We start from the raw sequence: 22,666 nt of genomic DNA, 5'->3' as shown, positions 1-22,666 counted from the left end.
TCAGACGACGCCGGCGAACAGCGCTGGATCGAAGCAGCCTTCATATTCGAAGGTCGCCGTCCCCGTCATCAGCACATGGTCGTCGCGCTCGCGCCATTCGATGCTGAGCTTGCCGCCGGGCAGCGTGATCTCGACGGCACGATTTGCACGCTTCAGCCGCGCCGCTGCGACCGCGGTCGCGCAGGCCGCCGAGCCGCAGGCCTTGGTCAGGCCCGCCCCGCGTTCCCAGGTCCGGATCGTGATGTGATCGCGATCGACGATATGCGCGAGCGTGATGTTGGCGCGCTCCGGGAAAACAGGATGATTTTCCAAAAGCGGCCCGAAGCGGGAAAGGTCATATGCGTTGACGTCCTCGACCCAGAACACCGCGTGCGGATTGCCCATGCTGACGACCGAGGGCGAATGCAGGATCGGCGCATCGATCGGCCCGACCTGCAATTCGATATAGCGGGTGTCGCGAAACTCCTCGGCCAGCGGAATCTCCTGCCAGCCGAATTTTGGCGCGCCCATGTCGATGGTGTAGAGATCCGGCGCCGGCCCCTGCCAGCAATTGATGAGCCGGGCCCGGGTCTCGAAGGTCGCCGCGGTCTGCCCGGTCTTCTCGAACACGCGACGCACCACGCAGCGCATGCCGTTGCCGCAGGCGCCGGCTTCCGAGCCGTCATTATTGTAGATCTTGATGAAGGCTTCCGTTCCCTGCAGCCGCGGCGGCTGCAGCACCATGAGCTGGTCGTAGGGCACGCCAGCCGGGGCAGCCACCGCGCGGGCGTCGTCCGGCTTCACCTGTGCCTTCGAATCGCGCATGTCGACCACGACGATCTCGTTGCCGATGCCGTTCATCTTGGCGAATGCGTGGTTGGCGAGCGCGCTCATGGAATTTCCCAATTTATGCCTGCCTTATATGGCGAATGGAGCCGAATTGGCCAGAGCATGATCCGGACCCGGAATGCAGCGCCCCGCGCAAAGCGGCGGCGATCTCCGAAAAAGATTCCGCTCAAACGAAAGATGTAGCGGAATGATGTCTCAAAGAAACACTATTCATTCCGCACTCGCGGCCGCCCATAGCGCAAGTGTCATGGGACGAAAGCGGAACTTGCGTGTTAGGACTATCGCACCTTGCGGACGTCAGCCGGGACAAAAAGGCGGCCGCTCGGGATGGGGATGGAGAATATCAAGATGATTCGGTTCAACGGTTTCCGCGGCGGCTTGGTCGCGCTGATCCCGGCAGTCGCGATTTTTTTCGGGAGCGCGGCGCTGGCGCAGGCGCCGGCTCCCGCAGCCTCGCCTTCGCCGGCGCCTTCGGCCTCGCCGGTACCGCCTGCACCTGCCGCTTCTCCGGCCCCACCGCCGGCTGAGACCAAATCGCCGGCCGACACCCCTTCAGCCGGCCAGAGCCCAACGCCCCCCGCCCCTGCGCCGGCGCAAACGGCCGATCCCTTCGGCGAGGAGTTCACGCTGGAGCCGAAAAAGGTCGTCACGATGAAGGGCAACGCCACCTGGGACGCGGCCTTCGATGCCCTGGTCGACTCGCTGAAGGCGCTGACGGCGCTGCTTGACAAGCAGAACATCAAGCCGACCGGCAATCCGATGATCGTCTACACCTCGACCGACGACACCGGCTTCACCTTCATCGCGGAAGTCCCCGTCGACCAGGAGGTGAAGAACCTCGGCAAGAACATGAGCATGGGCACTTCGCCCGACGGCAAGGCCCTGAAGTTCGTGCACCGCGGCTCCTACGACAACATGGACAATACCTACGAGGCGATCACCAACCACCTCGACGACAAGAAACTCGAGGCAAAAGACACCTTTATCGAGGAATACACCACCGATCCGCTGAAGACGGCGGAAGACAAGCTGGTGATCAACGTCTACGTGCCGCTGAAGTGAAATCCATGAAACAGTTCGTTGCCCTCGCGGCGCTGGCGCTGGCGCTGGCGGCATCGCCTGCCCTGGCGCAGACCGCTCCGCCTCCTGCGATCTCCGTGAGCGGCGAAGCCACGATCTCGGCCGTTCCCGACCAGGCCGAGATCGACGCCGGCGTGACGTCGGAAGCCAAGACCGCGCGCGAGGCGTCCGACATCAACAACGCCGCAATGAACAAGGTGCTGACGGCGCTGAAAGGCGCCGGCATCGAGGAGAAGGACTACCAGACCTCGCGATTGTCGCTGCAGCCGCAATATCCGCCCGCACCAAGCCGACCCGGACCAGCAACGATCTCCGGCTATCGCGCCACCAACCGCGTAGCCATCAAGGTGCGCGACATCACCAAGATCGCGAGCCTGATCGATGCTCTGGTCGGCGCTGGCGCCAATGAGATCGGCGGTATCGGCTTCATGGTCTCGCAGGCCTCGAAGCTGCTCGATGACGCACGCGAAAAGGCCATCGCCGACGCGCGCCGCAAGGCGGAAATCTACGCTAAGGCGGCCGGCGTAACGCTCGGCGACGCGCTCAGCATTTCGGAAGGCGGGCCACCGCCGACGCCCTTCTTCCGCGGCAAGGTGGCCGCGCCAATGGCCGCAGCAGCGCCCGTTGCGCCGGGCGAGGAGACGCTGTCGGTCACGGTGAACGTGTCCTGGGCGATCAAGCCGAAGGAATAAGCCGTCGTCTCGGCGTTGAGCCGGGACGACGCTAAATCTCAAACACCTGCCCCGGCTTGAGCGCTGCGAATTTGTCTCGCGGCACCTCCGCCTGGTCCAGCGCCTCTCCAAGCGCGATCGCCGGCGCGTCGATGCCTTCATCGGTGAGCTGGAACGTGCCGTGGTGATGCGCCAGTGCCTGGGCGGCGCCGCAATCGGCGAACGCCTTCACCGCATCGGCGGGATTCATATGCTGGTCACGCATGAACCAGCGCGGCTCATAGGCGCCGATCGGCAGGATCGCGAGCCGGAGCGGGCCGTGCGCTTCGGCGACACGGCGAAAATGCCCGCCATCGCCATAGCCGGAATCGCAGACGATGTAGAGTTTGCCGGCCGGCGTCTCCAGCACGAAACTCGCCCACAGCGCCTTGTTGCGGTCGAGCAGCCCACGCGCCGACCAGTGCCGCGTCGGCACCAGCGTCACCGCAAGGCCATGGCCAAGTTCGACACGATCCTGCCAGTCGAACGCTTCGGCTTTGATCGCGCGATCCGCCTCGCACATGGTGACGTCGTTGCCGAGCGGCGTGATCACGCGCGACGAGAATTTGGCGGCAAGCTTCGACAGCGTGGCGACGTCGAGATGGTCGTAATGGCCGTGCGATACCAGCACGACGTCGATCTCAGGCAAAGCTTCGAAGGCGATGCCGGGATCATTGCGCCGCTTCGGTCCCGCCCACGAGAACGGCGAGGCGCGCATCGACCACACCGGGTCGACCAAGATGTTGAGGCTCGCGGTCTGGATCAGCCAGCTCACATGGCCGACAAAGGACAGCCGCACCTTGTCGCCCTCGACCCGCGGCGGCGGCGTATCGGCGTAGGGGCTTGGCACCCAGTCGGGCCAGTCCACACGCTTCCGTTCGCCGCCGAATTGCCAGCGCAGCACCTCGCCGAGCGACTTCGGCGACACGCCGTGCGGATCGAAGAAGCGCAAACCATCGAAATGATCGGAGATGGGGCCATCATAGGTCTTCATGCGGGTAATCCAAACCGACGGCGCGCCGATCACAGCGGCGGCGCCGGCGAACAGTCCAAAAATGCGGCGACGGGTGATGGGCACGGGCGCTCAATCAAGGGATCATGGAACGGACGGTACCGGGAACTATATGGTGGCGCCCGCGCAAATCGACACTGACAGCCAAAACATAAGTATTTTCATGTCGTTACAGGTTCAATTCGGACCACCTCACCCGACTTTTCCTTGACTTTCGGCGCCAGCGGGGGTTTAACGCGGGCACTTTCTCGGAAAGATCGTTCTTTTCGACCCGCCGACCGGCTCGTGAGGCCGGAGGTTAACGCCCGACAGCGCTGTGCGCCCTCGGGCGCGAAAGTGTTTGGAAAAACCCTCATCCTGAGGAGCCGCGAAGCGGTGTCTCGAAGGATGAGGCCACGGTGATCGCACCCTTCGAGACGCGGGCTTCGCCCGCTCCTCAGGGTGAGGACAGCAGCAACAGGACAACGGCATTGTTCGACAATCTGTCGGAAAAGCTTGGTGGCATCCTTGATCGGCTGACGGGGCGCGGTGCGCTCACCGAAAAGGATGTCGACGCCGCGATGCGCGAAGTGCGCCGCGCGCTGCTCGAGGCCGACGTCGCGCTCGAGGTTGTCAGGAGTTTCATCGACCGCGTACGCGAGCAGGCGGTCGGCGCCACCGTCGTCAAGTCGGTCACGCCCGGCCAGATGGTGGTCAAGATCGTCCATGACGAACTGGTCGCCACCCTTGGCTCAGATGGCCAGACCATCGACCTCAACACGGTGCCGCCGGTTCCGATCATGATGGTCGGTCTGCAGGGTTCCGGCAAGACGACCACGACCGCAAAGCTCGCCCGCCGCATGGTCCAGCGCGACAAGCGCAAGGTGCTGATGGCTTCCCTCGACGTCTATCGCCCGGCGGCGATGGAGCAATTGGCCGTGCTCGGCCGCGACCTCGACATTCCGACGCTGCCGATCGTCGCCGGCCAGAAGCCGCCGCAGATCGCGCGGCGCGCGATCGAGGCCGGCAAGCTCGGTGGCTACGACGTCGTGCTGCTCGACACCGCCGGCCGCACCACGCTCGATGAAGAGATGATGACGGAAGCGGCCGAAATCAAAGCGGTCGCTAATCCGCATGAAGTGCTCCTGGTCGCGGACTCCCTGACCGGCCAGGACGCCGTCAACCTCGCACGCTCGTTCGACCAGCGCGTCGGGCTGACCGGCATCGTGCTGACGCGCGTCGACGGCGACGGCCGCGGCGGTGCCGCGCTGTCGATGCGTGCGGTCACGGGCAAGCCGATCAAGCTGATCGGCACCGGCGAAAAGACCGACGCGCTGGAGGACTTCCATCCGAGCCGCATCGCCGGCCGCATCCTCGGCATGGGCGACGTGGTGTCGCTGGTCGAGCGCGCCGCTGCCAACATCGACGCCGAGAAGGCCGCGCGCACCGCCGAGCGGATGCGCAAGGGCCAGTTCGACCTCAACGACATGCGCGAGCAGCTGACGCAGATGGCGAACATGGGCGGCATCAGCGGCCTGATGGGCATGATGCCGGGCATTGCGAAAATGAAGAACCAGATCGCCGCTGCGGGCATCGATGACAAGATCCTTAAGCGCCAGGTCGCGATCATCGATTCGATGACGCGGCAGGAGCGCAAGAGCCCGGACATCCTCAAAGCCAGCCGCAAGAAGCGCATCGCCGCCGGCGCCGGCCAGAACGTCGAGCAGGTGAACAAGCTGCTGAAAATGCACCGGAACATGTCCGACATGATGAAGGCCATGGGTTCGGGCAAGCGCGGACCGCTCGCCGGCATCGCGCAGGCGATGGGTTTTGGCGGCGGCATGAAGCCGCCCTCCCCGGAAGAGATGAAGGCGCTGGCCGAGAAAATGCAGGGCGCGCCCGGCGGCGGCCTGCCGAACCTGCCGAAGGAGCTTCCCGTCGGCCTGCGCCAGGGACTGCCCAATGTGCCGGGACTCACCGGTCTCAGCGGCAAGCCGACGCTGCCGGGCCTCGGCGGCTTCCCGGGGAAGAAGAAATAATGAGGAACCTCTCTCCATTCGTCATTCCGGGGCGATGCGCAGCATCGAGCCCGGAATCCATTTCACCGCCCGCATCCGCGGCCCGATGGATTCCGGGCTCGCTTCGCGCCCCGGAATGACGGGCTAATTCATCAACACCCAAATCAGACCACTTATCAGGAGAACCAAATGTCAGTCGTTATCCGCCTCGCGCGCGCCGGCACCAAGAAGCGTCCGGTCTATCACGTCGTCGTCGCCGACTCGCGCTTTCCCCGCGACGGCCGCTTCATCGAGCGGCTCGGTCACTTCAATCCGCTGCTGCCGAAGGACAACGAGTCGCGGCTGAAGCTCGACATGGACAAGGTGAAGGTCTGGCTCGCCAAGGGCGCGCAGCCGTCGGACCGCGTGTCTCGCTTCCTCGATGCCGCCGGCGTCGTGAAGCGCACGCCGCGCAACAATCCCGAGAAGGCCGTGCCGCGCAAGGAGCGCAAGGCCCAGGCCGAAGCCGCCGCCAAGGCGTAAGCCTTTAAGCGCACGACGGTGTCCGCACCGGTTTGCGTCGCTCGGATCGGCGCTGCGCATGGCGTGCGCGGCGCCGTCAAACTTTGGACCTTCACCGAAGACCCGCTGGCCGTGAAACACTACGGCCCGCTGTTCACCAAGGACGGCGCGCGCCAGTTCGAGGTAACGCATGTCCGTGAAGCGAAGGGCCATCTGGTCGCGACGTTCAAGGGCGTTTCCACACGCGACGAAGCCGAACGGCTGAACGGCCTCGAGCTCTACGTTCCCCGCGAACGATTGCCCGAAACCGACGATGACGAATACTACCACGCTGACCTGATCGGGCTTGCCGCGGTGACAACCGGTGACCAGCCGCTCGGCAAGGTCACAGCAATCCATAATTTCGGCGCCGGCGACATCATCGAGATCGCGCCCCCGCAAGGCGCGACCATGCTGCTGCCGTTCACCAACGCCGTCGTGCCGACCGTCGACCTCGCCGGCAGACGTGTGATCATCGAACTGCCGGGTGAAATCGAGGGCGAGGAACCCTCCCCGAGTCGTCCTCGTGAAGACGGGGACCCATAACCACAGGTGTTTGTTGTTGCATCGGCAGGCGCCTAAACTCCGCACACCATAGACATTGGTGGCCATGGGTCTCGGTGTCAGCCGAGACGACCGATTGGGAATCGTCGCGATGGCAAACATCCACAAAGCCTGGCGCCTGCATGCGCATAACGATCTTCGCCTCGATGAAGTGGAGACACCGGCGCCCGCGCCTGACGGCGTGGTCGTCCGCATCGAAGCCGGCATGGTGCTTTCTTACACGGCCAAGGTGCTGTCAGGCGCGGTGCCCTACAGCCTGCCGCCGATGCCATTCGTGCCCGGCACCAACGCCATTGCGCGCGTGGTCGCAGTTGGCGACCATGTCAGTCATGTCGAAGCCGGCGACCGCGTGTTCCTGAGCCCGCATCTACGCGGCGACGTGCCCGAGCGCGAGCCGCCACAGATCTTGATCGGGCTTACGGCGATGACGACCACGCCGGCCGCGCTGGCGCTGCAGACACGCTGGCGCGACGGCGTCTTTGCCGAGGTCGCGCATTGGCCGGCCTCCTGCGTGACGCCGCTATCGGGGCTTGAGGACAGGCCCGCGACCGAATTGATCGGGCTCGCAAAGCTGATCGTGCCGTTCGGCGGATTGCAGCGCTCGGGCCTGCGCGGCGGACAGACCATCGTCATCAACGGCGCGTCGGGCTATTTCGGCTCGGGCGCGGTGATGCTGGCGGTCGCGATGGGCGCAGGACGCGTGGTCGCGGTCGGGCGCAAGCAGGCGGCGCTGGAGATGCTGCGCGAGAAGCTCGGTCCACGCGTCATTCCGGCTGTGGTCACCGGCGATATCACAGAGGATGTTCCGATCATCCGTCGCGCCGCGGGCGGCGGCGCTGACACAGCGCTCGACCTGCTCGGCAACGCCAACAGCACCTCGACCACACTGTCCTGCCTGCGTGCGCTGAAGCGTGGCGGACGGCTGGTGCTGATGGGCAGCGCGGAGGTGCCGCTTGAGCTCTCGTTCCGCGAAATGCTGGCGAACGATTGGGAAGTGGTCGGACAATTCATGTACGAGCGAACAGCGCCTGGCCAATTGGCAGCGCTGGCGGCAGAGAACCTGCTCGAGCTCCGCCAGATCAACGTCACGGCGTTTACGCTCGCCGACTTCAAGGGCGCGGTGGAAGCCGCCGCACTGATGCAGGGCCTCGACCTCACGGCCGTGGTGCCGTAACGGAACCCGATGACCGCTCAGACCATATGGCGCGCCACCGTGCTGACCCTGTTCCCGGAGATGTTTCCGGGACCGCTGGGCGTCAGCCTGGCGGGGCGGGCGCTCGCCTCCCGCCTGTGGACTCTGGAGACGCGGGACATCCGGGATTGCGCGACCGACAAGCATCGCAGCGTCGATGACACCCCTGCCGGCGGCGGGCCTGGCATGGTGCTCCGTGCCGACATCCTGGCTGCCGCCATCGATGCCACTGATATCACGCCGGGCCGGCCGCGGCTGCTGATGAGCCCGCGGGGTCGGCCATTGACCCAGTCGCTGGTTGCGGAACTCGCGGCCGGACCAGGTCCGCTTATCGTCTGCGGACGTTTCGAGGGGGTTGACGAGCGGGCGATCGAGGCCCGCGGGCTCCAGGAGGTCTCGATTGGGGACTATGTACTGTCTGGCGGGGAAATCGCCGCCATGGCCCTGATTGATGCCTGCGTGCGGCTATTGCCGGGGGTGATGGGCAAGCAGGCCTCGGGGATGGATGAGAGTTTCTCCGAAGGACTACTGGAATACCCCCAATATACCCGCCCGCAGGAATTCGAGGGCCGCCAGATTCCGGAAATCCTCACGTCCGGCGATCACGCCAAGGTTGCGGCCTGGCGGCGCGCCCAATCCGAAGCCCTGACCCGGGCCAGGCGGCCGGATTTGTGGGCTGCGCGGCACGGCACAAAAAGCACGACAGACGGGTGACAAAGCCCGTGCTTTGCCTTATACGGGCGCCCAAATCCGTAATCAGGATAGACGGGATTCTTGCGCAGCCCGCGCCGGTGCTGGGCGCGCCGCCGATGGAGATTTCAATGAACCTCATCCAGCAGCTCGAAAAAGAGCAGTACGACAAGCTTGCCGCGACCAAGCAGATTCCGGAATTCGCCCCCGGCGACACCGTGATCGTCAATGTCAAGGTGGTCGAAGGCGAGCGCACCCGCGTGCAGGCCTATGAGGGCGTCTGCATCGGCCGTTCCGGCTCCGGCCTCAACGAGAGCTTCACGGTGCGCAAGATCTCCTATGGCGAGGGCGTGGAGCGTGTCTTCCCGGTGATGTCGCCGATGATCGATTCGATCAAGGTGGTGCGCCGCGGCAAGGTGCGTCGCGCCAAGCTCTATTATCTGCGCGGCCTGCGCGGCAAGTCGGCCCGCATCGTCGAGAAGAAGCAGGACCGGCCCACCGCCGTCAACGAGTAAGCCTCCTCCGCCAAAACGCGGATGTAACGGAAGCGCGGGGCCGGTCCCCGCGCTTTTTCATTGCGGCATACTTAGCTATTGGTGGCCGATTTGCCTAACTCGTCATGCGCGGGCTTGACCCGCGCATCCATCGAGAAAGGCATTTTGCTCAAGACTAATGGATTGCCGGGTCAAGCCCGGCAATGACGGTGGGGTGCCCCGCGCATCGATTGATTGTCGCCGCGGCAGGCCCTGTGTTAGAAATTTGAAATGGTTCTAGATCAGACCAGCATCGAGCCCATCAAGCGCATCGTGATCGATGATCGCTCGCGTTTGCCTGGCCGGTTCTTCGGGCGTTTTGCGACCTCGGCAACGTCAGAGCTTACGCGCGCAGCTTGATGCTGCGCCGGCCTTTCGTTTGCCCCGGCGCGTAACGCGCCGATCCGCTACCACAACATTGCTGGAGCTCACGCTCATGTCTAAACCGACCACCCTGTACGACAAGATCTGGAACGACCATCTGGTGCACGAGGCCGAAGACGGCACCTGCCTGCTCTATATCGACCGCCATCTGGTGCACGAGGTCACCTCGCCGCAGGCGTTCGAAGGTCTGCGCGCCACCGGCCGCCAGGTGCGCGCACCCCAGAAGACGCTGGCCGTCGTCGATCACAACGTGCCGACCACCGACCGCACCAAGCCCAACCCCGATCCTGAGAGCATCGAGCAGATCAAGGCGCTCGCCGAGAACGCCAAGGAATTCGGCATCGAATATTACAACGAGTTCGACAAGCGCCAGGGCATCGTCCACGTCATCGGGCCCGAGCAGGGTTTCACCCTGCCCGGCACCACCATCGTCTGCGGCGACAGCCACACCTCGACCCATGGCGCGTTCGGCGCGCTCGCGCACGGCATCGGCACGTCCGAAGTCGAGCATGTGCTGGCGACGCAGACGCTGATCCAGAAGAAGGCGAAGAACATGCGCGTCACTGTCGACGGCAAATTGCCCGAAGGCGTGACCGGCAAGGATATTATTTTGGCCATCATCGGCGAGATCGGCACCGCCGGCGGCACCGGCTACGTGCTGGAATATGCCGGCGAGGCAATCCGCGCGCTGTCGATGGAAGGCCGCATGACCGTCTGCAACATGTCGATCGAGGGTGGCGCGCGCGCCGGTCTGGTGGCGCCCGACGAGAAGGCGTTCGACTTCCTGCGCGGCCGCCCCAAGGCGCCGACGGCCGAGGCCTGGGATGCCGCGATGCGCTACTGGGAGACGCTGCGTTCCGATGATGGCGCGCATTTCGACCACGAGATCCGGCTGGACGCGGCAAAGCTGCCGCCGATCGTGACCTGGGGCACCTCGCCGGAGGACGTCATCTCGGTCACTGGTTTCGTGCCGGATCCCGACAAGATCGAGGACGAGGCCAAGCGTCTCTCCAAGCATCGCGCGCTGAAATATATGGGCCTGACGGCGGGCACGAAGATCATCGACATCAAGCTCGACCGTGTTTTCATCGGCTCCTGCACCAACGGCCGCATCGAGGATCTGCGCGCCGCCGCCAAGATCGCCGAGGGCAAGCACGTCAATGCCAACGTCAACGCGATGATCGTGCCGGGCTCCGGCATCGTGAAGGAGCAGGCGGAGGCAGAAGGTCTCGACAAGATCTTCATCAAGGCCGGCTTCGAATGGCGCGAGCCGGGCTGCTCGATGTGCCTGGCCATGAACCCCGACAAGCTGAAGCCGGAAGAGCGCTGCGCCTCCACCTCGAACCGCAACTTCGAGGGACGCCAGGGCTTCAAGGGCCGCACCCACCTGGTGTCGCCGGCGATGGCGGCTGCCGCGGCAATCGCCGGGCACTTCGTCGACGTGAGGGAGTGGCGGTAAACCGCCTTTCGCTCAACTCCATCGATCCGGGGAAACGCCTCGTTAAGCAGCGGGGCGCAGACTGCCTCCTTGCGAATGCACCCTTCGCCAGGAGCCAGCCATGGCCGACAAGCGCGAATATGTCGATATAATCAGCGAGGCGACGCGCCAGAATCGGCGCCGAACCGTGCCGCGCGTGGTCGACCCTGCACCCGTCGTGAAGGCGACGTCGCGTCTCAGCCATTGGCCGCCGGATCGCTGGGCGCAATGGCGGATGGAGACTCTGACGCCATGGAAGCTGAGGTCCTGGAAGTTCAGAGACTGGGACTAACTTCGTAGCCCGGGTGGAGCGGAACGCGCAACCCGGAACACCTGCATCAGCATTGAGGGCGGTCCCGGGTTACGCTTGCGCTTCACCCGGGCTACGCACTGAGACCACTCAGCCCTACCAGTATGCACGCCAATAGTGGTGGCGATACCACCAGGGGCGACAGATCCGGCGGGGGCCGTAATACGTCCAGACGATCCGGCAACGGCGTGGGTAATAGTGGCGCGGATAGTAGTACGGCCGCGCATAGAAGAACCGGCGATGGAAATGACGCCGGTGGAAGAAGGGGCGGTGGTAGGCGTGGCGATAGCCGCCGCCGTAGTAGCGACGGAAGCCGCCGTAACGGTAGCCGCCACGGAAAGCCGGTGCTGCGCGAAAACCGCGATGAAAGGCCACGCCGCCGCCGCGAAAGCCACCGCCGCGATGGAAACCGATACCGCCACCGCGAAAGCCGCCAGCCCGGAAGCCGCCACCGTGGAAACCACCGCCGCGGAATCCACCGCCACCGCGGAATCCACCACCACCGCGAAAGCCGCCGCCACCGCCGCCACGGCCGCGAAACTGCACTTCGGTGGCGAGCCCTTCAGCCGCCGCCTTCGTCGCCGGCGCGGCACCCGGGCTGGCCAGTGACAGCGCCTCGGCGCGCTGCGTCACGGTCGCCAACACGAACGCCGCGGCAGCCGCAAGGCCGACGCGGCCGATCACGCCGCGCGCGAATTGTCGTCTGCTCATTCGGATAACCTCCCTGAAGCGCGCAACGACAATTGCATCGCCTAGACGGCGTGTGTCGTCGCGTGCGTGTTCGGTCGCTCCCATCACGACGTTAGGGATAGCGAACTGAACGCACCATGAATGCGAGAGGCGCCAGGAAAGGATTGCAATCGACCGTCTGTTTGGGAGGCGCTCAACGCCTCACCACACGAGCGGACCGTACCGGAAGCCGTACGCATAAGGTGCGTAGTACGGATAGGGTTGCGGATAGGGTCGGTAGTAGTCAGGCCGTCCGTAGTAGTAGGCAGGATAGGGTCGATAGTAAAAGCCGGCGTATGACCCGTAACCGTGGTGGCGGTAATGGCGCCGATGGTAGCGGCGCGCGCTGAAATCGGTGGCCCCTGCATCAGCCTTTTGCGTGACGGACCGCTGCGGCGATGCCGCGGCCGTCGTCACTGACGCCGGCGATGCCAATACCATGACACCTGCAACCAGGGCTGCACCGGTCCAACCCTTCATGAGACGGCTCCTTCAGCAATCGAGCGGGCAATAACGGCAGCGATCATGCCTGTTTCCTGGCTGAAATGGAAACTTTCTTGGCTGAAATGAAAAACAGGCCCGTTGCTCACGGGCCTGTGCGCTCTGCGTTGAAATGCCGCGCGCCGTCAACGGCGCCAGTGGCGGCGAGGATGCCAGTGACGGCGAGGATGCCAGCGGCGGGAGTGCCAGCGCACCTTTGTCGTCTCCGACATCTGCTTTGGGGCATCCTGAACCGCGGCAGCAGCACCGGGGCTATGCAGCGAGACCGCGTGAGCGCGCTCACCTGGCATGGCAAGCGCAAGCAGTGAACCGGCGGCAACGAGCCCCAGAAGTTTTGTCACCTTCATTTTTTGTCTCCAACGTCCTCGGATGTCACGTCTGCAACCATGGACCCGAACCGAATCAGTCTCAGGCTGCCGCGACGCAGATCGCGAGCAGAAGCGGACGACGTGAATGTGGAGGGAATAAACCTGCGCCGCGCACGTGAACGCCGGACTGCGCGTTTCAGTTCCCTGAGAAAGTCAGCATTTCTGACTGTCTGTCCGGAGGACTGGTCGTTGGCGTCGGCACCGAACGCTGGAAGCTAGCCGGGACGCCAGTAGCAGTTCATGCGCGGCGTGATCACGGTGCCGCTCGGCCGGTACTCTTGCACATAAGTGGCCGTGCAATTGCGCACGGCGTTGGGACCGGGATTGTAACGCGGGATGACGTCCGGTTCCCAATGGTCGGGACGGTAGATCGGAATCCGCCGCAGCGGCCGCCGACGTTGCGCGGAGATATCAGAGATCGCGGGTGCAGCCGCCTGCACCGCCGGCCTCGGCGATGCCGTTTGCGCCTGCGCGCTTGCGACTGGCAGTGAGAATCCCGCCAAAGCCGCCAATAGCGTTCCCATCACGATCCGCTGCATCACGCCCACCCAAAATCCCGTTCGATGGCGGTTACGGTCTCCGATTGCCGCGATAAGGTCAACAGCGCTGGCGCCCCGTGCGAAACTCGCGCTAAACAGGCGGCCATGTGGAGCACAGCCAAAGCGCCATCACTCGCGGAAATGGAGGCCATGGCGCATGACATTTTCGGGCGCCTGCCCAAACCCTTTCGCAGTCTTTGCGAAGGCGTGATCATCCGCGTCGACGATTTTCCGAGCGACGAGGTCATGGACGAGATGGGCTGCGAAAGCGAATTCGACCTGCTGGGCCTGTTCCAGGGCGTGGGTCTCCCGCACCAGAGCCATGGCGATATCCCGCGCCTGCCCAACATGATCTGGCTCTACCGCCGGCCGATCCTCGACTACTGGGCCGAGCACGAGGAGCCGCTCGGCCACATTGTCCGGCACGTCCTTGTCCATGAGATCGGCCACCATTTCGGTCTCTCGGACGCTGACATGGAGGCAATCGAGGCGGCCGCAGGCTAAAGCGTTTTCGAGCGAAGTGGCCCCGGTTCGCGTGAAGAAAACGCGTCAGACAAGGGCCCATGCGTAAATTGGCCTTTTTCCCCGGGGGTCTTTCGGGATAAATACCCGCCACCCCATCTCAACCGGGAGGTGCGATCGATGGAAAAGTTCACCAGGCTGGAGGGCGTTGCGGCGCCGCTGAAGATCATCAATGTCGACACCGACATGATCATCCCCAAGCAGTACCTCAAGACCATCAAGCGCACCGGCCTTGGCAAGGGGCTTTTCTCGGAGCAGCGCTACAAGGACGATGGCAGCGAGAATCCTGATTTCGTGCTCAACCAGCCCGCCTATCGCAACGCCAAGATCCTTGTCGCCGGCGACAATTTCGGCTGCGGCTCGAGCCGCGAGCACGCGCCCTGGGCGCTGCTCGACTTTGGCATCCGCTGCGTCATCTCGACCTCGTTCGGCGACATCTTCTACAATAACTGCTTCAAGAACGGCATCTTGCCGATCCGCGTTGCCCAAGAAGACCTCGACAAGCTGTTCGACGACGCTGAGCGCGGCGCCAATGCGACGCTGACGATCGACCTGGCGAACCAGGAAATCCGCGGTCCCGACGGCGGCACCGTGAAGTTCGAGATCGACCCGTTCCGCAAGCACTGCCTGATCAACGGCCTCGACGACATCGGGCTGACGATGGAGAAGAAGTCGTCGATCGACGACTACGAGGCAAAGGCCAGCCGCGAGCGCGCCTGGGCCTGATTTCTACTGAGAGAGCTTCGATTCCAATGCCGAGGCTCTCTCGCTGACAGGGACGGCGCATGCGTCCGGACGTCGTCACCTTCTGGCATGGTCCGCTCGACCGGCTGCGGCTGACCTGCCTGCGTTCGCAGGTCGCCGCCGGCCACAAGATCACCGTCTACAGTTTCGATCCGTTGCCCCGCCTGCCCGACGGTGTCGGCAATGCCGAGGCTGAAGCGATCCTGCCGCATGCGTTCTCAGAGAAGCTGCGGCCACCGCAACCGGATGGAAGCTGGAGCGGCTGGACCATGCTGCAGTTCAGCGACTTTTTTCGCATGCGGCTGATGGCCGAACGTGCCGGCCTTTGGCTCGATGCCGACGTGCTGCTGCTGAAGCCGATCGAGATCGATCCGGCCAAACCCTACTTTGCGTGGGAACGACCGCGCCAGCTCGGCAACTCCGTGCTTTATCTGCCGCCGGACGATTCGATCGTGCGCGCTTTCGAAGAGTTGATGAAGCAGGAGGAGCTGACGCCTGAGTGGCTCGCGCTCCGTCATCGCGTCGTCTTTGCGCTGCGGCGCCTGCGCGGCGTCTCCGATCGCCTCTCCGACATCCGTATCTCGCTCTACGGCCCGCCGGCACTCACCGCCCTCGCCCGTCGCGCAGGTGAGTTGCAATACGCGCTGCCGAAGCAGTCGTTCTATGCCGTGCATGCCGAGCCGAAATTGTTCTTCGAGCCGCGCGATTTCTCGAAATTGCTCGGCAACCCCGACGTCATCGGCCTGCACATCTCGCCGAAGGGCCGCGGCGGCGAAGCGCCGATCCCGGGCAGCCTCTATGCGTGGGCGTCCGAGAGATTTGGCTGAAGGTCAATTCTTCATCGCCGCGATCGCATCCGCAATCGCGATCGTGCGCCGCGCCATCTCGGCGTGGAGCCGCTCCACCATGCGACCGTCGATCTGGATCGCGCCGCGCGAGGCATTCTCCGACTGCTCGAACGCGGCGATGATCTTGCGCGCTTCCGCGACTTCTTCCGCCGGCGGGGTGAAGATCGCATTGCAGGCTTCGATCTGGCCCGGATGGATCAGCGTCTTGCCGTCGAAGCCGAGATCACGCGCTTGTGCGCATTCGGCGGCAAAGCCGTCGACATTGGCGAAGTCGCTATAGGGGCCGTCGAGGATTTCCAAGCCATGCGCACGCGTCGCCAGAATGCAATGCGTGATCATCGGGATCATGATCGCACGGCCGGGCTGCATCTTGATCCGCGTCTCCCGCGAAATGTCGTTCGGGCCGAACACGAAGCCGGCAAGCCGGGTTTCGGAGTCCTTTGAGGCCGCAGCGAGTTCCTCGGCATGCAGCACTGCACGCGCGGTCTCGATCATGGCCCAGACCCGGATCGAGGCGTGGGCGTTGATGTCGCTCAGGCGATCGGCAATCGCATTGAGGTCGGCGACGCTGGAAACCTTGGGAACCAGGATGCCGTCGGGCTGCGCCTTGCCGGCCATGCCGATGTCGTCGACCCACCACGGCGTATCGAGGCCGTTGATCCGGATCAGCACCTCGCGCTTGCCGAAGCCCTTGGCCGCCACAGCGGCCGCGATCTGGTCGCGCGCCAGGCCCTTGGCATCCGGCGCCACCGAATCCTCAAGGTCGAGGATGATGCCGTCCGCCGGCAGGTTGCGCGCTTTTTCCAGCGCCCGCGCATTGGATCCGGGCATGAACAACGGGCTGCGGCGCGGACGGGTCATGGTCGTTTCCTTTCGGTCAGTTCCTTCCGCCCTATCATTTCGGCCATCGGTCCGAAAGCCTTGTTCCGGCGATCGGCTTGTGGTTAGGCAAAGCCATGGAGCTCTTCCCGCAACATCTGCTCGACGGCTACCGGGCTTTCGCCACGCAGCGCCTGCCCACCGAACAGTCGCGCTACCGCGAATTGTCCGAGCGCGGCCAGTCACCCGAGGTGATGGTGATCGGCTGCTGCGATTCCCGCGTCTCACCGGAAGTGATCTTCGACGCAGGCCCGGGTGAATTGTTCGTGGTGCGCAACGTCGCCAACCTGGTTCCGGTCTACCAGCCCGACAGCGGCGCCCATGGCGTCTCGGCGGCGCTGGAATATGCCGTCAGCGTGCTCAAGGTGAAGCACATTGTCGTGCTCGGCCACGCCCAATGCGGCGGCATCCGCGCGTTTATCGACAAGATCCAGCCGCTGTCGCCCGGCGACTTCATCGGCAAATGGATGCAGATGTTCATCAAGCCCGGCGAGGTGGTCGAGCAGCGTGAGCACGAGACGATGCAGGATTTCACCATCCGGATCGAGAAGGCCGCGGTGTTCCGCTCGCTCGAGAACCTGATGACGTTCCCATTCGTGCGCGAGCGGGTGCAGAAGGGCGAGATGCACCTGCACGGCGCCTATTTCGGCGTTGCCGAAGGCTCGCTGTTCGTGCTCGACCGGGCGACGAAGGAGTTCCTCAGCGTGCGCGACGCCTTGCAGCGCTAATCCGCCCCGTGACCGGCGCCCCAGCGGTCCGACAGCGCCAGGATCAGCGTCGAGAACACGAACACCAGGTGGATGCCGACCAGCCATCCCATCTTCTGCGCGTCGAAGATCGCATCGATGTTCATGAAGGCCTTCAGCACCTGGATCGCCGAGATCGCCACGATCGAGGAGAGCAGCTTCTGCTTCAGCCCGCCGAAATCGACCTTGGTCATCCATTCCGGCCAGTCCGGATGACCGGCGGGATCGATCCGGGACACGAAGTTCTCGTAGCCCGAAAACACCACGATCAGGATCAGATTGCCGGTCAGCGACACGTCGATCAGACTGAGCACGCCGAGAATGATGTCGGATTCCTTGGCGTGCGGCACGTGCAGGATGAACTCCCACAATAGCGCGACGAACTTGTAGAGCAGCACGGCGAGGCTGACGACGAGGCCGAAATAGAACGGCGCCATCAGCCAGCGGCTGTTGAAGATCAGGCTTTCGAAGCCGTCTTCGATGCGCTTCACCCTGGGATCAGGTCGGTAAGGAGCCGGCTCGTCGGTCATCGCTTCCGGCTCCTCCCCATTCACCACCTGCCGCGGCCGCTCAAGCCGCCTTCTTCTTGGCGGTGAGCAGCTTGCGGTTGATCAGGCATTCGGCAATCTGGACCGCATTCAGCGCGGCGCCCTTGCGCAAATTGTCCGACACGCACCACAGCACGAGCCCGTTCTCCACTGTCGCGTCCTCGCGGATGCGGCTGATATAGGTCGCGTCCTCGCCCGCCGCCTCATAGGGCGTGACGTAACCACCGGGCTCCTGCTTGTCGATGACGAGGCAGCCCGGCGCATTACGGAGAATGTTGCGCGCCTCATCTGCGGAGATCGGGTTCTCGAACTCAATATTGACCGCTTCCGAATGGCCAACGAAGACCGGCACGCGCACGCAGGTCGCGGAGAGCTTGATCTTGGGATCAAGAATCTTCTTGGTCTCCGCCATCATCTTCCACTCTTCCTTGGTGTAGCCATCCTCCATGAACACGTCGATATGGGGGATGACATTGAAGGCGATGCGCTTCGGGAATTTCTTGTTGACCAATTCGTCGTTGGTGTAGACGGCCTTGGTCTGCGAGAACAGTTCGTCCATCGCGTCCTTGCCGGCGCCCGAGACCGACTGATAGGTCGAGACCACGACGCGCTTGATCGTCGCCTTGTCGTGCAGAGGCTTCAGCGCAACCACGAGTTGCGCGGTCGAGCAGTTCGGGTTGGCGATGATGTTCTTCTTGGTGAAGCCTGTCGCGGCATCTGCATTCACCTCCGGCACGATCAGCGGCACATCCGGATCCATGCGCCAGGCCGACGAATTGTCGATCACGACGGCACCGGCGGCGCCGATCTTCGGCGACCATTCCTTCGACACCGCGCCGCCCGCCGACATCAGGCAGATGTCGATGTCGGAGAAATCGTAATGCTCGAGCGCTTTGACCTTCAGGGTCCGGTCGCCATAGGACACGTCGACGCCGACGCTGCGGCGCGAGGCCAGCGCCACCACCTCGTCAGCCGGGAATTTGCGCTCGTCCAGGATGCCGAGCATTTCCCGCCCGACATTACCGGTCGCACCCACCACCGCGACTTTGTAACCCATCATTCACTCTCCGAGGAAAAATGCTCGCCTGCCGCATCCGGCGGATCAAGGAAGCGCAGCGCTTCTATGCGAGAAACGCCGTTAAGACAACGTTAGACGTGGCGCTTTGCCGGTCCGGCCGCCTGTTCAGGTGAGATCATGTAGTCACGCCGGCGCCGGGCGCCACCGGCTGCGGGCGCTCGCGGATAATGGCGACATCGCGGCAAGGCACTGGTTTTCATGAAACTTTTGCGCTTGGCGCGGCATTATTGCACGCGGGTGTGGCGCATTTGACCTAGTGGCGGCAGTTGCGCCAAGGCTACAATGTGGCCAAATCAGATGGGCGATCTGCCAGCCCCGCGCGGGCACAGTGACGAGGATGAAATGACTGCCAAATTTCCTGCTGCGACCAGGCTCGCGGTATTTCTTGCTACCGCCGCTGCCGTGGTCGGTCTCCTCGCCAGCCCGGCCGACGCCCAGAGCCGGCGTCAGCACCAGCTCCGTTACGACCGCGACGGCCGGGTCACTTACGGAGCGCAGGGGCCCAACCGTTCCTACCAGCAGGGTCCACGCACCCGCGTCTTCGTGACCACCCGTTCCTGGCTCGATGCCGGCACCGAGGTGCTGCCAGGCGACCGCAAGTTCTCGGACTACGCCTTCCCGCCGACGATCGGCTATCCGTCGTTCGGCCGCGAGAACCTCAACCGGCCGATCGACCGCCAGCCGCTCAACCCGCCGTCGGATCTGGGCGGCGAGCCGACCAGGTTCCCGCTGTATTGAGCTGACCCCACATTGGTCGTCCCCGCGAAGGCGGGGATGACACCGGTGCTGCGGCCTAAGCGTGCAGCTTCTGCAATTCCTTCTGGATCGCTTCGCCCATCTGGGTGGTTGAGGCTGATGTCGTGCCTTCGGACTTGATGTCTGCGGTACGCAAGCCGCTCGCGAGCACCACGGCGATCGCGGCATCGAGCTTGTCGGCCAGCGCGCCCATGTCGAAGGAATAACGCAGCGCCATCCCGAACGAGGCGATCATCGCGATCGGGTTGGCGAGGCCTTGGCCAGCGAGATCGGGCGCCGAGCCGTGGACCGGCTCGTACAGCGCCTTGCGCTTCCTGGTTTTGGCATCGATCTCGCCGAGCGAGGCCGACGGCAGCATGCCGAGCGAGCCGGTCAGCATCGCCGCGATGTCCGACAGCATGTCGCCGAACAGATTGTCGGTGACGATGACGTCGAACTGCTTCGGCCACTTCACCAGCATCATGCCGCCGGCATCGGCGAGCTGATGCTCCAGCGTCACGTCGGGATATTCGCGCTTGTGCACCTGGGTGACGACCTCGTTCCAGAGCACGCCCGACTTCATGACGTTGCGCTTTTCCATCGACGTCACTTTGTTGCGACGCTTCCTGGCAAGATCGAAGGCGACGCGGGCGATGCGCTCGATCTCGTAGGTGTCGTAGACCTGGGTGTCGATGGCGCGCTTCTGGCCGTTGCCGAGATCGGTGATGGTCTTCGGCTCGCCGAAATAGACCCCGCCAGTGAGCTCGCGCACGATCATGATGTCGAGCCCCTCGACCGCCTCGCGCTTCAGGCTGGAGGCGTCGGCGAGCGCCGGATAGCACACCGCGGGCCGCAGGTTGGCGAACAGTCCGAGATCCTTGCGCAGCCGCAACAGGCCGGCCTCGGGCCTGACCTCATAGGAAACGCTGTCCCATTTCGGACCGCCGACCGCGCCGAAGATCACGGCGTCGGCGGCTTTCGCCTTGGCCATGTCGCCTTCCGAAATCGAGACCTTGTGCGCGTCATAGGCGGCGCCGCCGACCAGCCCCTCCTCGGTCTCGAAGCTCGCGATCCCTTGGGCGTTCAACCAGCCGATCAGGCGCTTCACCTCCGCCATCACTTCGGGGCCGATGCCGTCGCCGGGCAGGAGCAGGAGCTTTTGGGTCGCCATGGGTGTTCGCCTTGAGAATAAGGAAATCCGCGCGGAGTGCTAAAACGCTGTTGCGCGGTTGGCAAGACACCATTCCCGCCGCGCACCCTGTGCAGACGCGGCAAGGCCTGCCACAATGTGGTCCTGCCGGAGTTCTCAGTGAAAGCCCCCGAACTTCCCACATCCTACGCGCACCCCGCGCGGCTGATCCTGGTCCTGTCGCTGGCGCCAACCGCCGGGCTCGGCATCGGCCGCTTCGCCTATTCGCTGGTGCTGCCCGATATGCGCGACGCGCTGGCGTGGTCCTATTCCGCGGCAGGCTTCATGAACACCATCAATGCGGCGGGCTATCTGATCGGCGCGCTGCTCGCCGCGCGGCTGATCCGGCGCTTCGGGCTGGTGGCGTCGGTGCGCTGGGGCACGCTGGCCTGCGTGGTGTCGCTGGCGCTGTGCGCGCTCACCGGCAACTTCGTGGTGCTGAGCTTCGCGCGACTGCTCGCCGGCGTCGGGGCCGCGGCCGGCTTCGTCGGCGGCGGCGCGCTGGCGGCGATGATCGCGCAGACGCGGCCCGAGCGCGCCAATTTCCTGCTCAGCCTGTTCTACGCCGGCCCCGGCAGCGGCATCCTGCTGTCGGGACTGGTGGCGCCGTTCGTGCTGCAATGGTTCGGCCCGGGCTCGTGGTGGATCGTGTGGTGGGCGATGACGCTGCTTGCCGTCGTCATGATCGTCCCGCTGTGGCTCGCGTCCTTTCCTTCCGATGCCATGACCAAGCAGGAGGCCTCGAGGAAATTCGCGATCGCACCGGTTGCGATCTATCTGGCCGGCTATTTCCTGTTCGGTGCGGGCTACATCGCCTACATGACCTTCATGATCGCCTATGTGCGCGATGCCGGCGGCGGCGCGCTCGCGCAGAGCGCGTTCTGGAGCCTGATCGGGCTCTCCGCCTTCGTGACACCGTGGGTGTGGCGCGGCGTGCTCGGGCTGAACCGTGGCGGGCTTGCCACCACGATCATCCTGGGCGTCAACGCGATCGGCGCCAGCATGCCGATCTTCGGACATTCGCCGCTGTTGCTCGCCGTCTCCGCGCTGGTGTTTGGCGTCGCCTTCTTCGCGGTGGTGGGGTCGACCACCGCGTTCGTGCGCTTCAACTATCCGCCGGAGTCCTGGCCGACCGCGATCGCCGCGCTGACAATTTCATTCGGCATCGGCCAGACCATCGGTCCGATTGTCGTTGGCGCCATCACCGACGCGGTCGGCAGCCTGTCGTTCGCGCTGAACATATCGGCCGCGATGCTGGCGCTCGGCGCGATCCTGTCGGCGTTCCAGCGCAAGCTGGAGGTGAAGGCGTAGGACGATCGCGATTTCTCCAGCGTCGTCATTGCGAGCGCAGCGAAGCAATCCATGCCTCCGGAAGTGGCGAGATGGATTGCTTCGCTGCGCTTGCAATGACGGGTGAGTTCTGAGTCAAATTTCAAACAGCAGCCCCGTAGGATGGGCAGAGCGAAGCGAAACCCATCGGCTTCGGTCACAAGCGGCGCGAATGATGGGTTTCGCTTCGCTCTACCCATCCTACGTCTGATTCAAACAGCGGATGTGAGTTCGCATTCTCGCGGCGCGTTGCGCCCGAGCTTTGCATCGTCTTCACCCTCTCATCGAAGTGAGGGCGCAGGGAAAGCCGGGTGCCGGTTGCACCCGTGGGCCCCGTGCAACAAAAAGCTCGGGGGTAGGACCACAGGTCAACCGAAGCAACTCCGGCTTTCCCTGCGCAGTGGTTTACGGCTTACTTCGTGCTCTTCCCGGTGACCGGGCTTTCTTGCCACCGTCGCCTCTCGCGCAAACTTGCTTCGCGCAAAAAACTTAGCGCCAGCGTCGGGGCGCCAGAACCACACGACTTCGCCGTCCACGGATAGTCACGCTCGTCAGTCGCAACACCCGCGTCCACCGCATCTCACCGCACGTTCG

The 22,666-nt window shown here is 64.2% G+C and carries 26 protein-coding genes; 16 read left to right on the top strand and 10 right to left on the bottom strand.

Annotation, left to right across the window (positions count from 1 at the left end):
- A complete protein-coding gene (dapF, locus tag J6497_RS16215; RefSeq protein WP_225705269.1) occupies positions 1-873 on the bottom strand; it encodes a diaminopimelate epimerase in 873 nt (290 codons plus the stop codon).
- A gap of 303 nt (positions 874-1,176) precedes the next feature.
- Between dapF and J6497_RS16210 the strand changes: the two genes are divergently transcribed.
- Entirely contained in the window at positions 1,177-1,890 is a 714-nt protein-coding gene (locus J6497_RS16210; protein WP_225705268.1) for a GyrI-like domain-containing protein, read from the top strand.
- Positions 1,891-1,895: 5 nt separating this feature from the next.
- Positions 1,896-2,600, top strand: coding sequence for an SIMPL domain-containing protein (locus tag J6497_RS16205; protein WP_225705267.1), 705 nt, complete (start codon positions 1,896-1,898; stop codon positions 2,598-2,600).
- A gap of 31 nt (positions 2,601-2,631) precedes the next feature.
- On the opposite strand, the gene J6497_RS16200 is transcribed toward J6497_RS16205, so the two are convergent.
- Positions 2,632-3,696, bottom strand: coding sequence for an MBL fold metallo-hydrolase (locus tag J6497_RS16200; RefSeq protein WP_225705266.1), 1,065 nt, complete (start codon positions 3,694-3,696; stop codon positions 2,632-2,634).
- Positions 3,697-4,100: 404 nt separating this feature from the next.
- Between J6497_RS16200 and ffh the strand changes: the two genes are divergently transcribed.
- The 8 genes from ffh to J6497_RS16160 all read left to right on the top strand — a co-directional run bounded on the left by ffh (position 4,101) and on the right by J6497_RS16160 (position 11,299).
- On the top strand, positions 4,101-5,648 hold the full coding sequence (gene ffh, locus J6497_RS16195) for a signal recognition particle protein (protein WP_225705380.1): 1,548 nt from the start codon (positions 4,101-4,103) through the stop codon (positions 5,646-5,648).
- A 168-nt stretch (positions 5,649-5,816) separates the two neighbouring features.
- A complete protein-coding gene (gene rpsP / locus J6497_RS16190; protein WP_225705265.1) occupies positions 5,817-6,149 on the top strand; it encodes a 30S ribosomal protein S16 in 333 nt (110 codons plus the stop codon).
- Positions 6,150-6,167: 18 nt separating this feature from the next.
- Complete coding sequence (gene rimM / locus J6497_RS16185; protein WP_225705264.1) at positions 6,168-6,713, top strand: ribosome maturation factor RimM; 546 nt, start codon at positions 6,168-6,170, stop codon at positions 6,711-6,713.
- A gap of 109 nt (positions 6,714-6,822) precedes the next feature.
- Positions 6,823-7,905 carry a zinc-binding dehydrogenase gene (locus J6497_RS16180; protein WP_225705263.1) on the top strand — a complete coding sequence of 361 codons (1,083 nt, stop codon included), beginning with the start codon at positions 6,823-6,825 and terminating at the stop codon, positions 7,903-7,905.
- A 9-nt stretch (positions 7,906-7,914) separates the two neighbouring features.
- The gene (gene trmD, locus J6497_RS16175; protein ID WP_225705262.1) at positions 7,915-8,637 is read left to right on the top strand and encodes a tRNA (guanosine(37)-N1)-methyltransferase TrmD; all 723 of its coding nucleotides are present in this window, start codon (positions 7,915-7,917) and stop codon (positions 8,635-8,637) included.
- Between the two features lie 107 nt (positions 8,638-8,744).
- Positions 8,745-9,128 carry a 50S ribosomal protein L19 gene (gene rplS, locus J6497_RS16170; RefSeq protein ID WP_225705261.1) on the top strand — a complete coding sequence of 128 codons (384 nt, stop codon included), beginning with the start codon at positions 8,745-8,747 and terminating at the stop codon, positions 9,126-9,128.
- 454 nt (positions 9,129-9,582) lie between these two features.
- A complete protein-coding gene (gene leuC, locus J6497_RS16165; protein ID WP_225705260.1) occupies positions 9,583-10,989 on the top strand; it encodes a 3-isopropylmalate dehydratase large subunit in 1,407 nt (468 codons plus the stop codon).
- Between the two features lie 100 nt (positions 10,990-11,089).
- Positions 11,090-11,299: a hypothetical protein gene (locus tag J6497_RS16160; protein ID WP_225705259.1), complete on the top strand. Its 210-nt coding sequence runs from the start codon at positions 11,090-11,092 to the stop codon at positions 11,297-11,299.
- 114 nt (positions 11,300-11,413) lie between these two features.
- Here the strand turns inward: J6497_RS16160 and J6497_RS16155 are convergent, their stop codons facing one another.
- From J6497_RS16155 to J6497_RS16140, 4 genes are all read right to left on the bottom strand, one after another.
- Positions 11,414-12,028 carry a hypothetical protein gene (locus J6497_RS16155; RefSeq protein WP_225705258.1) on the bottom strand — a complete coding sequence of 205 codons (615 nt, stop codon included), beginning with the start codon at positions 12,026-12,028 and terminating at the stop codon, positions 11,414-11,416.
- A 180-nt stretch (positions 12,029-12,208) separates the two neighbouring features.
- Entirely contained in the window at positions 12,209-12,526 is a 318-nt protein-coding gene (locus J6497_RS16150; protein ID WP_225705257.1) for a hypothetical protein, read from the bottom strand.
- 146 nt (positions 12,527-12,672) lie between these two features.
- Positions 12,673-12,894, bottom strand: a complete 222-nt coding sequence (locus J6497_RS16145) for a hypothetical protein (protein ID WP_225705256.1) — start codon at positions 12,892-12,894, stop codon at positions 12,673-12,675.
- Between the two features lie 236 nt (positions 12,895-13,130).
- Positions 13,131-13,454 (bottom strand): hypothetical protein, encoded by a 324-nt coding sequence (locus J6497_RS16140; protein WP_225705255.1) that lies wholly within the window; start codon positions 13,452-13,454, stop codon positions 13,131-13,133.
- Positions 13,455-13,559: 105 nt separating this feature from the next.
- Between J6497_RS16140 and J6497_RS16135 the strand changes: the two genes are divergently transcribed.
- The 3 genes from J6497_RS16135 to J6497_RS16125 all read left to right on the top strand — a co-directional run bounded on the left by J6497_RS16135 (position 13,560) and on the right by J6497_RS16125 (position 15,547).
- Positions 13,560-13,958 carry a metallopeptidase family protein gene (locus tag J6497_RS16135; protein ID WP_225705254.1) on the top strand — a complete coding sequence of 133 codons (399 nt, stop codon included), beginning with the start codon at positions 13,560-13,562 and terminating at the stop codon, positions 13,956-13,958.
- Positions 13,959-14,096: 138 nt separating this feature from the next.
- Positions 14,097-14,702 carry a 3-isopropylmalate dehydratase small subunit gene (gene leuD, locus J6497_RS16130; RefSeq protein WP_225705253.1) on the top strand — a complete coding sequence of 202 codons (606 nt, stop codon included), beginning with the start codon at positions 14,097-14,099 and terminating at the stop codon, positions 14,700-14,702.
- Positions 14,703-14,761: 59 nt separating this feature from the next.
- The gene (locus J6497_RS16125) at positions 14,762-15,547 is read left to right on the top strand and encodes a glycosyltransferase family 32 protein (RefSeq protein WP_225705252.1); all 786 of its coding nucleotides are present in this window, start codon (positions 14,762-14,764) and stop codon (positions 15,545-15,547) included.
- 3 nt (positions 15,548-15,550) lie between these two features.
- Here J6497_RS16125 and J6497_RS16120 read toward each other — a convergent pair whose 3' ends face one another.
- Complete coding sequence (locus J6497_RS16120; protein WP_225705251.1) at positions 15,551-16,429, bottom strand: HpcH/HpaI aldolase/citrate lyase family protein; 879 nt, start codon at positions 16,427-16,429, stop codon at positions 15,551-15,553.
- Between the two features lie 95 nt (positions 16,430-16,524).
- Here J6497_RS16120 and J6497_RS16115 point away from each other — a divergent pair, with 95 nt between their 5' ends.
- Positions 16,525-17,175, top strand: coding sequence for a carbonic anhydrase (locus J6497_RS16115; RefSeq protein WP_225705250.1), 651 nt, complete (start codon positions 16,525-16,527; stop codon positions 17,173-17,175).
- Here the strand turns inward: J6497_RS16115 and J6497_RS16110 are convergent.
- On the bottom strand, positions 17,172-17,723 hold the full coding sequence (locus tag J6497_RS16110; RefSeq protein WP_225705249.1) for a TIGR00645 family protein: 552 nt from the start codon (positions 17,721-17,723) through the stop codon (positions 17,172-17,174). The two genes, J6497_RS16115 and J6497_RS16110, sit on opposite strands and share 4 nt — an antisense overlap.
- Before the next feature lie 40 nt (positions 17,724-17,763).
- Positions 17,764-18,798, bottom strand: coding sequence for an aspartate-semialdehyde dehydrogenase (locus J6497_RS16105; protein ID WP_225705248.1), 1,035 nt, complete (start codon positions 18,796-18,798; stop codon positions 17,764-17,766).
- A gap of 363 nt (positions 18,799-19,161) precedes the next feature.
- Between J6497_RS16105 and J6497_RS16100 the strand changes: the two genes are divergently transcribed.
- A complete protein-coding gene (locus J6497_RS16100) occupies positions 19,162-19,557 on the top strand; it encodes a hypothetical protein (protein WP_225705247.1) in 396 nt (131 codons plus the stop codon).
- 55 nt (positions 19,558-19,612) lie between these two features.
- Here J6497_RS16100 and leuB read toward each other — a convergent pair whose 3' ends face one another.
- The gene (gene leuB / locus J6497_RS16095) at positions 19,613-20,725 is read right to left on the bottom strand and encodes a 3-isopropylmalate dehydrogenase (RefSeq protein WP_225705246.1); all 1,113 of its coding nucleotides are present in this window, start codon (positions 20,723-20,725) and stop codon (positions 19,613-19,615) included.
- Between the two features lie 138 nt (positions 20,726-20,863).
- Here leuB and J6497_RS16090 point away from each other — a divergent pair, with 138 nt between their 5' ends.
- The gene (locus J6497_RS16090) at positions 20,864-22,054 is read left to right on the top strand and encodes a YbfB/YjiJ family MFS transporter (RefSeq protein ID WP_225705245.1); all 1,191 of its coding nucleotides are present in this window, start codon (positions 20,864-20,866) and stop codon (positions 22,052-22,054) included.
- The last annotated feature ends 612 nt before the right edge of the window (positions 22,055-22,666 follow it).

It is taken from the genome of Bradyrhizobium cenepequi, assembly GCF_020329485.1.
Taxonomy (GTDB): domain Bacteria; phylum Pseudomonadota; class Alphaproteobacteria; order Rhizobiales; family Xanthobacteraceae; genus Bradyrhizobium; species Bradyrhizobium cenepequi.
This window is presented reverse-complemented; position numbering and strand designations above follow the sequence as displayed.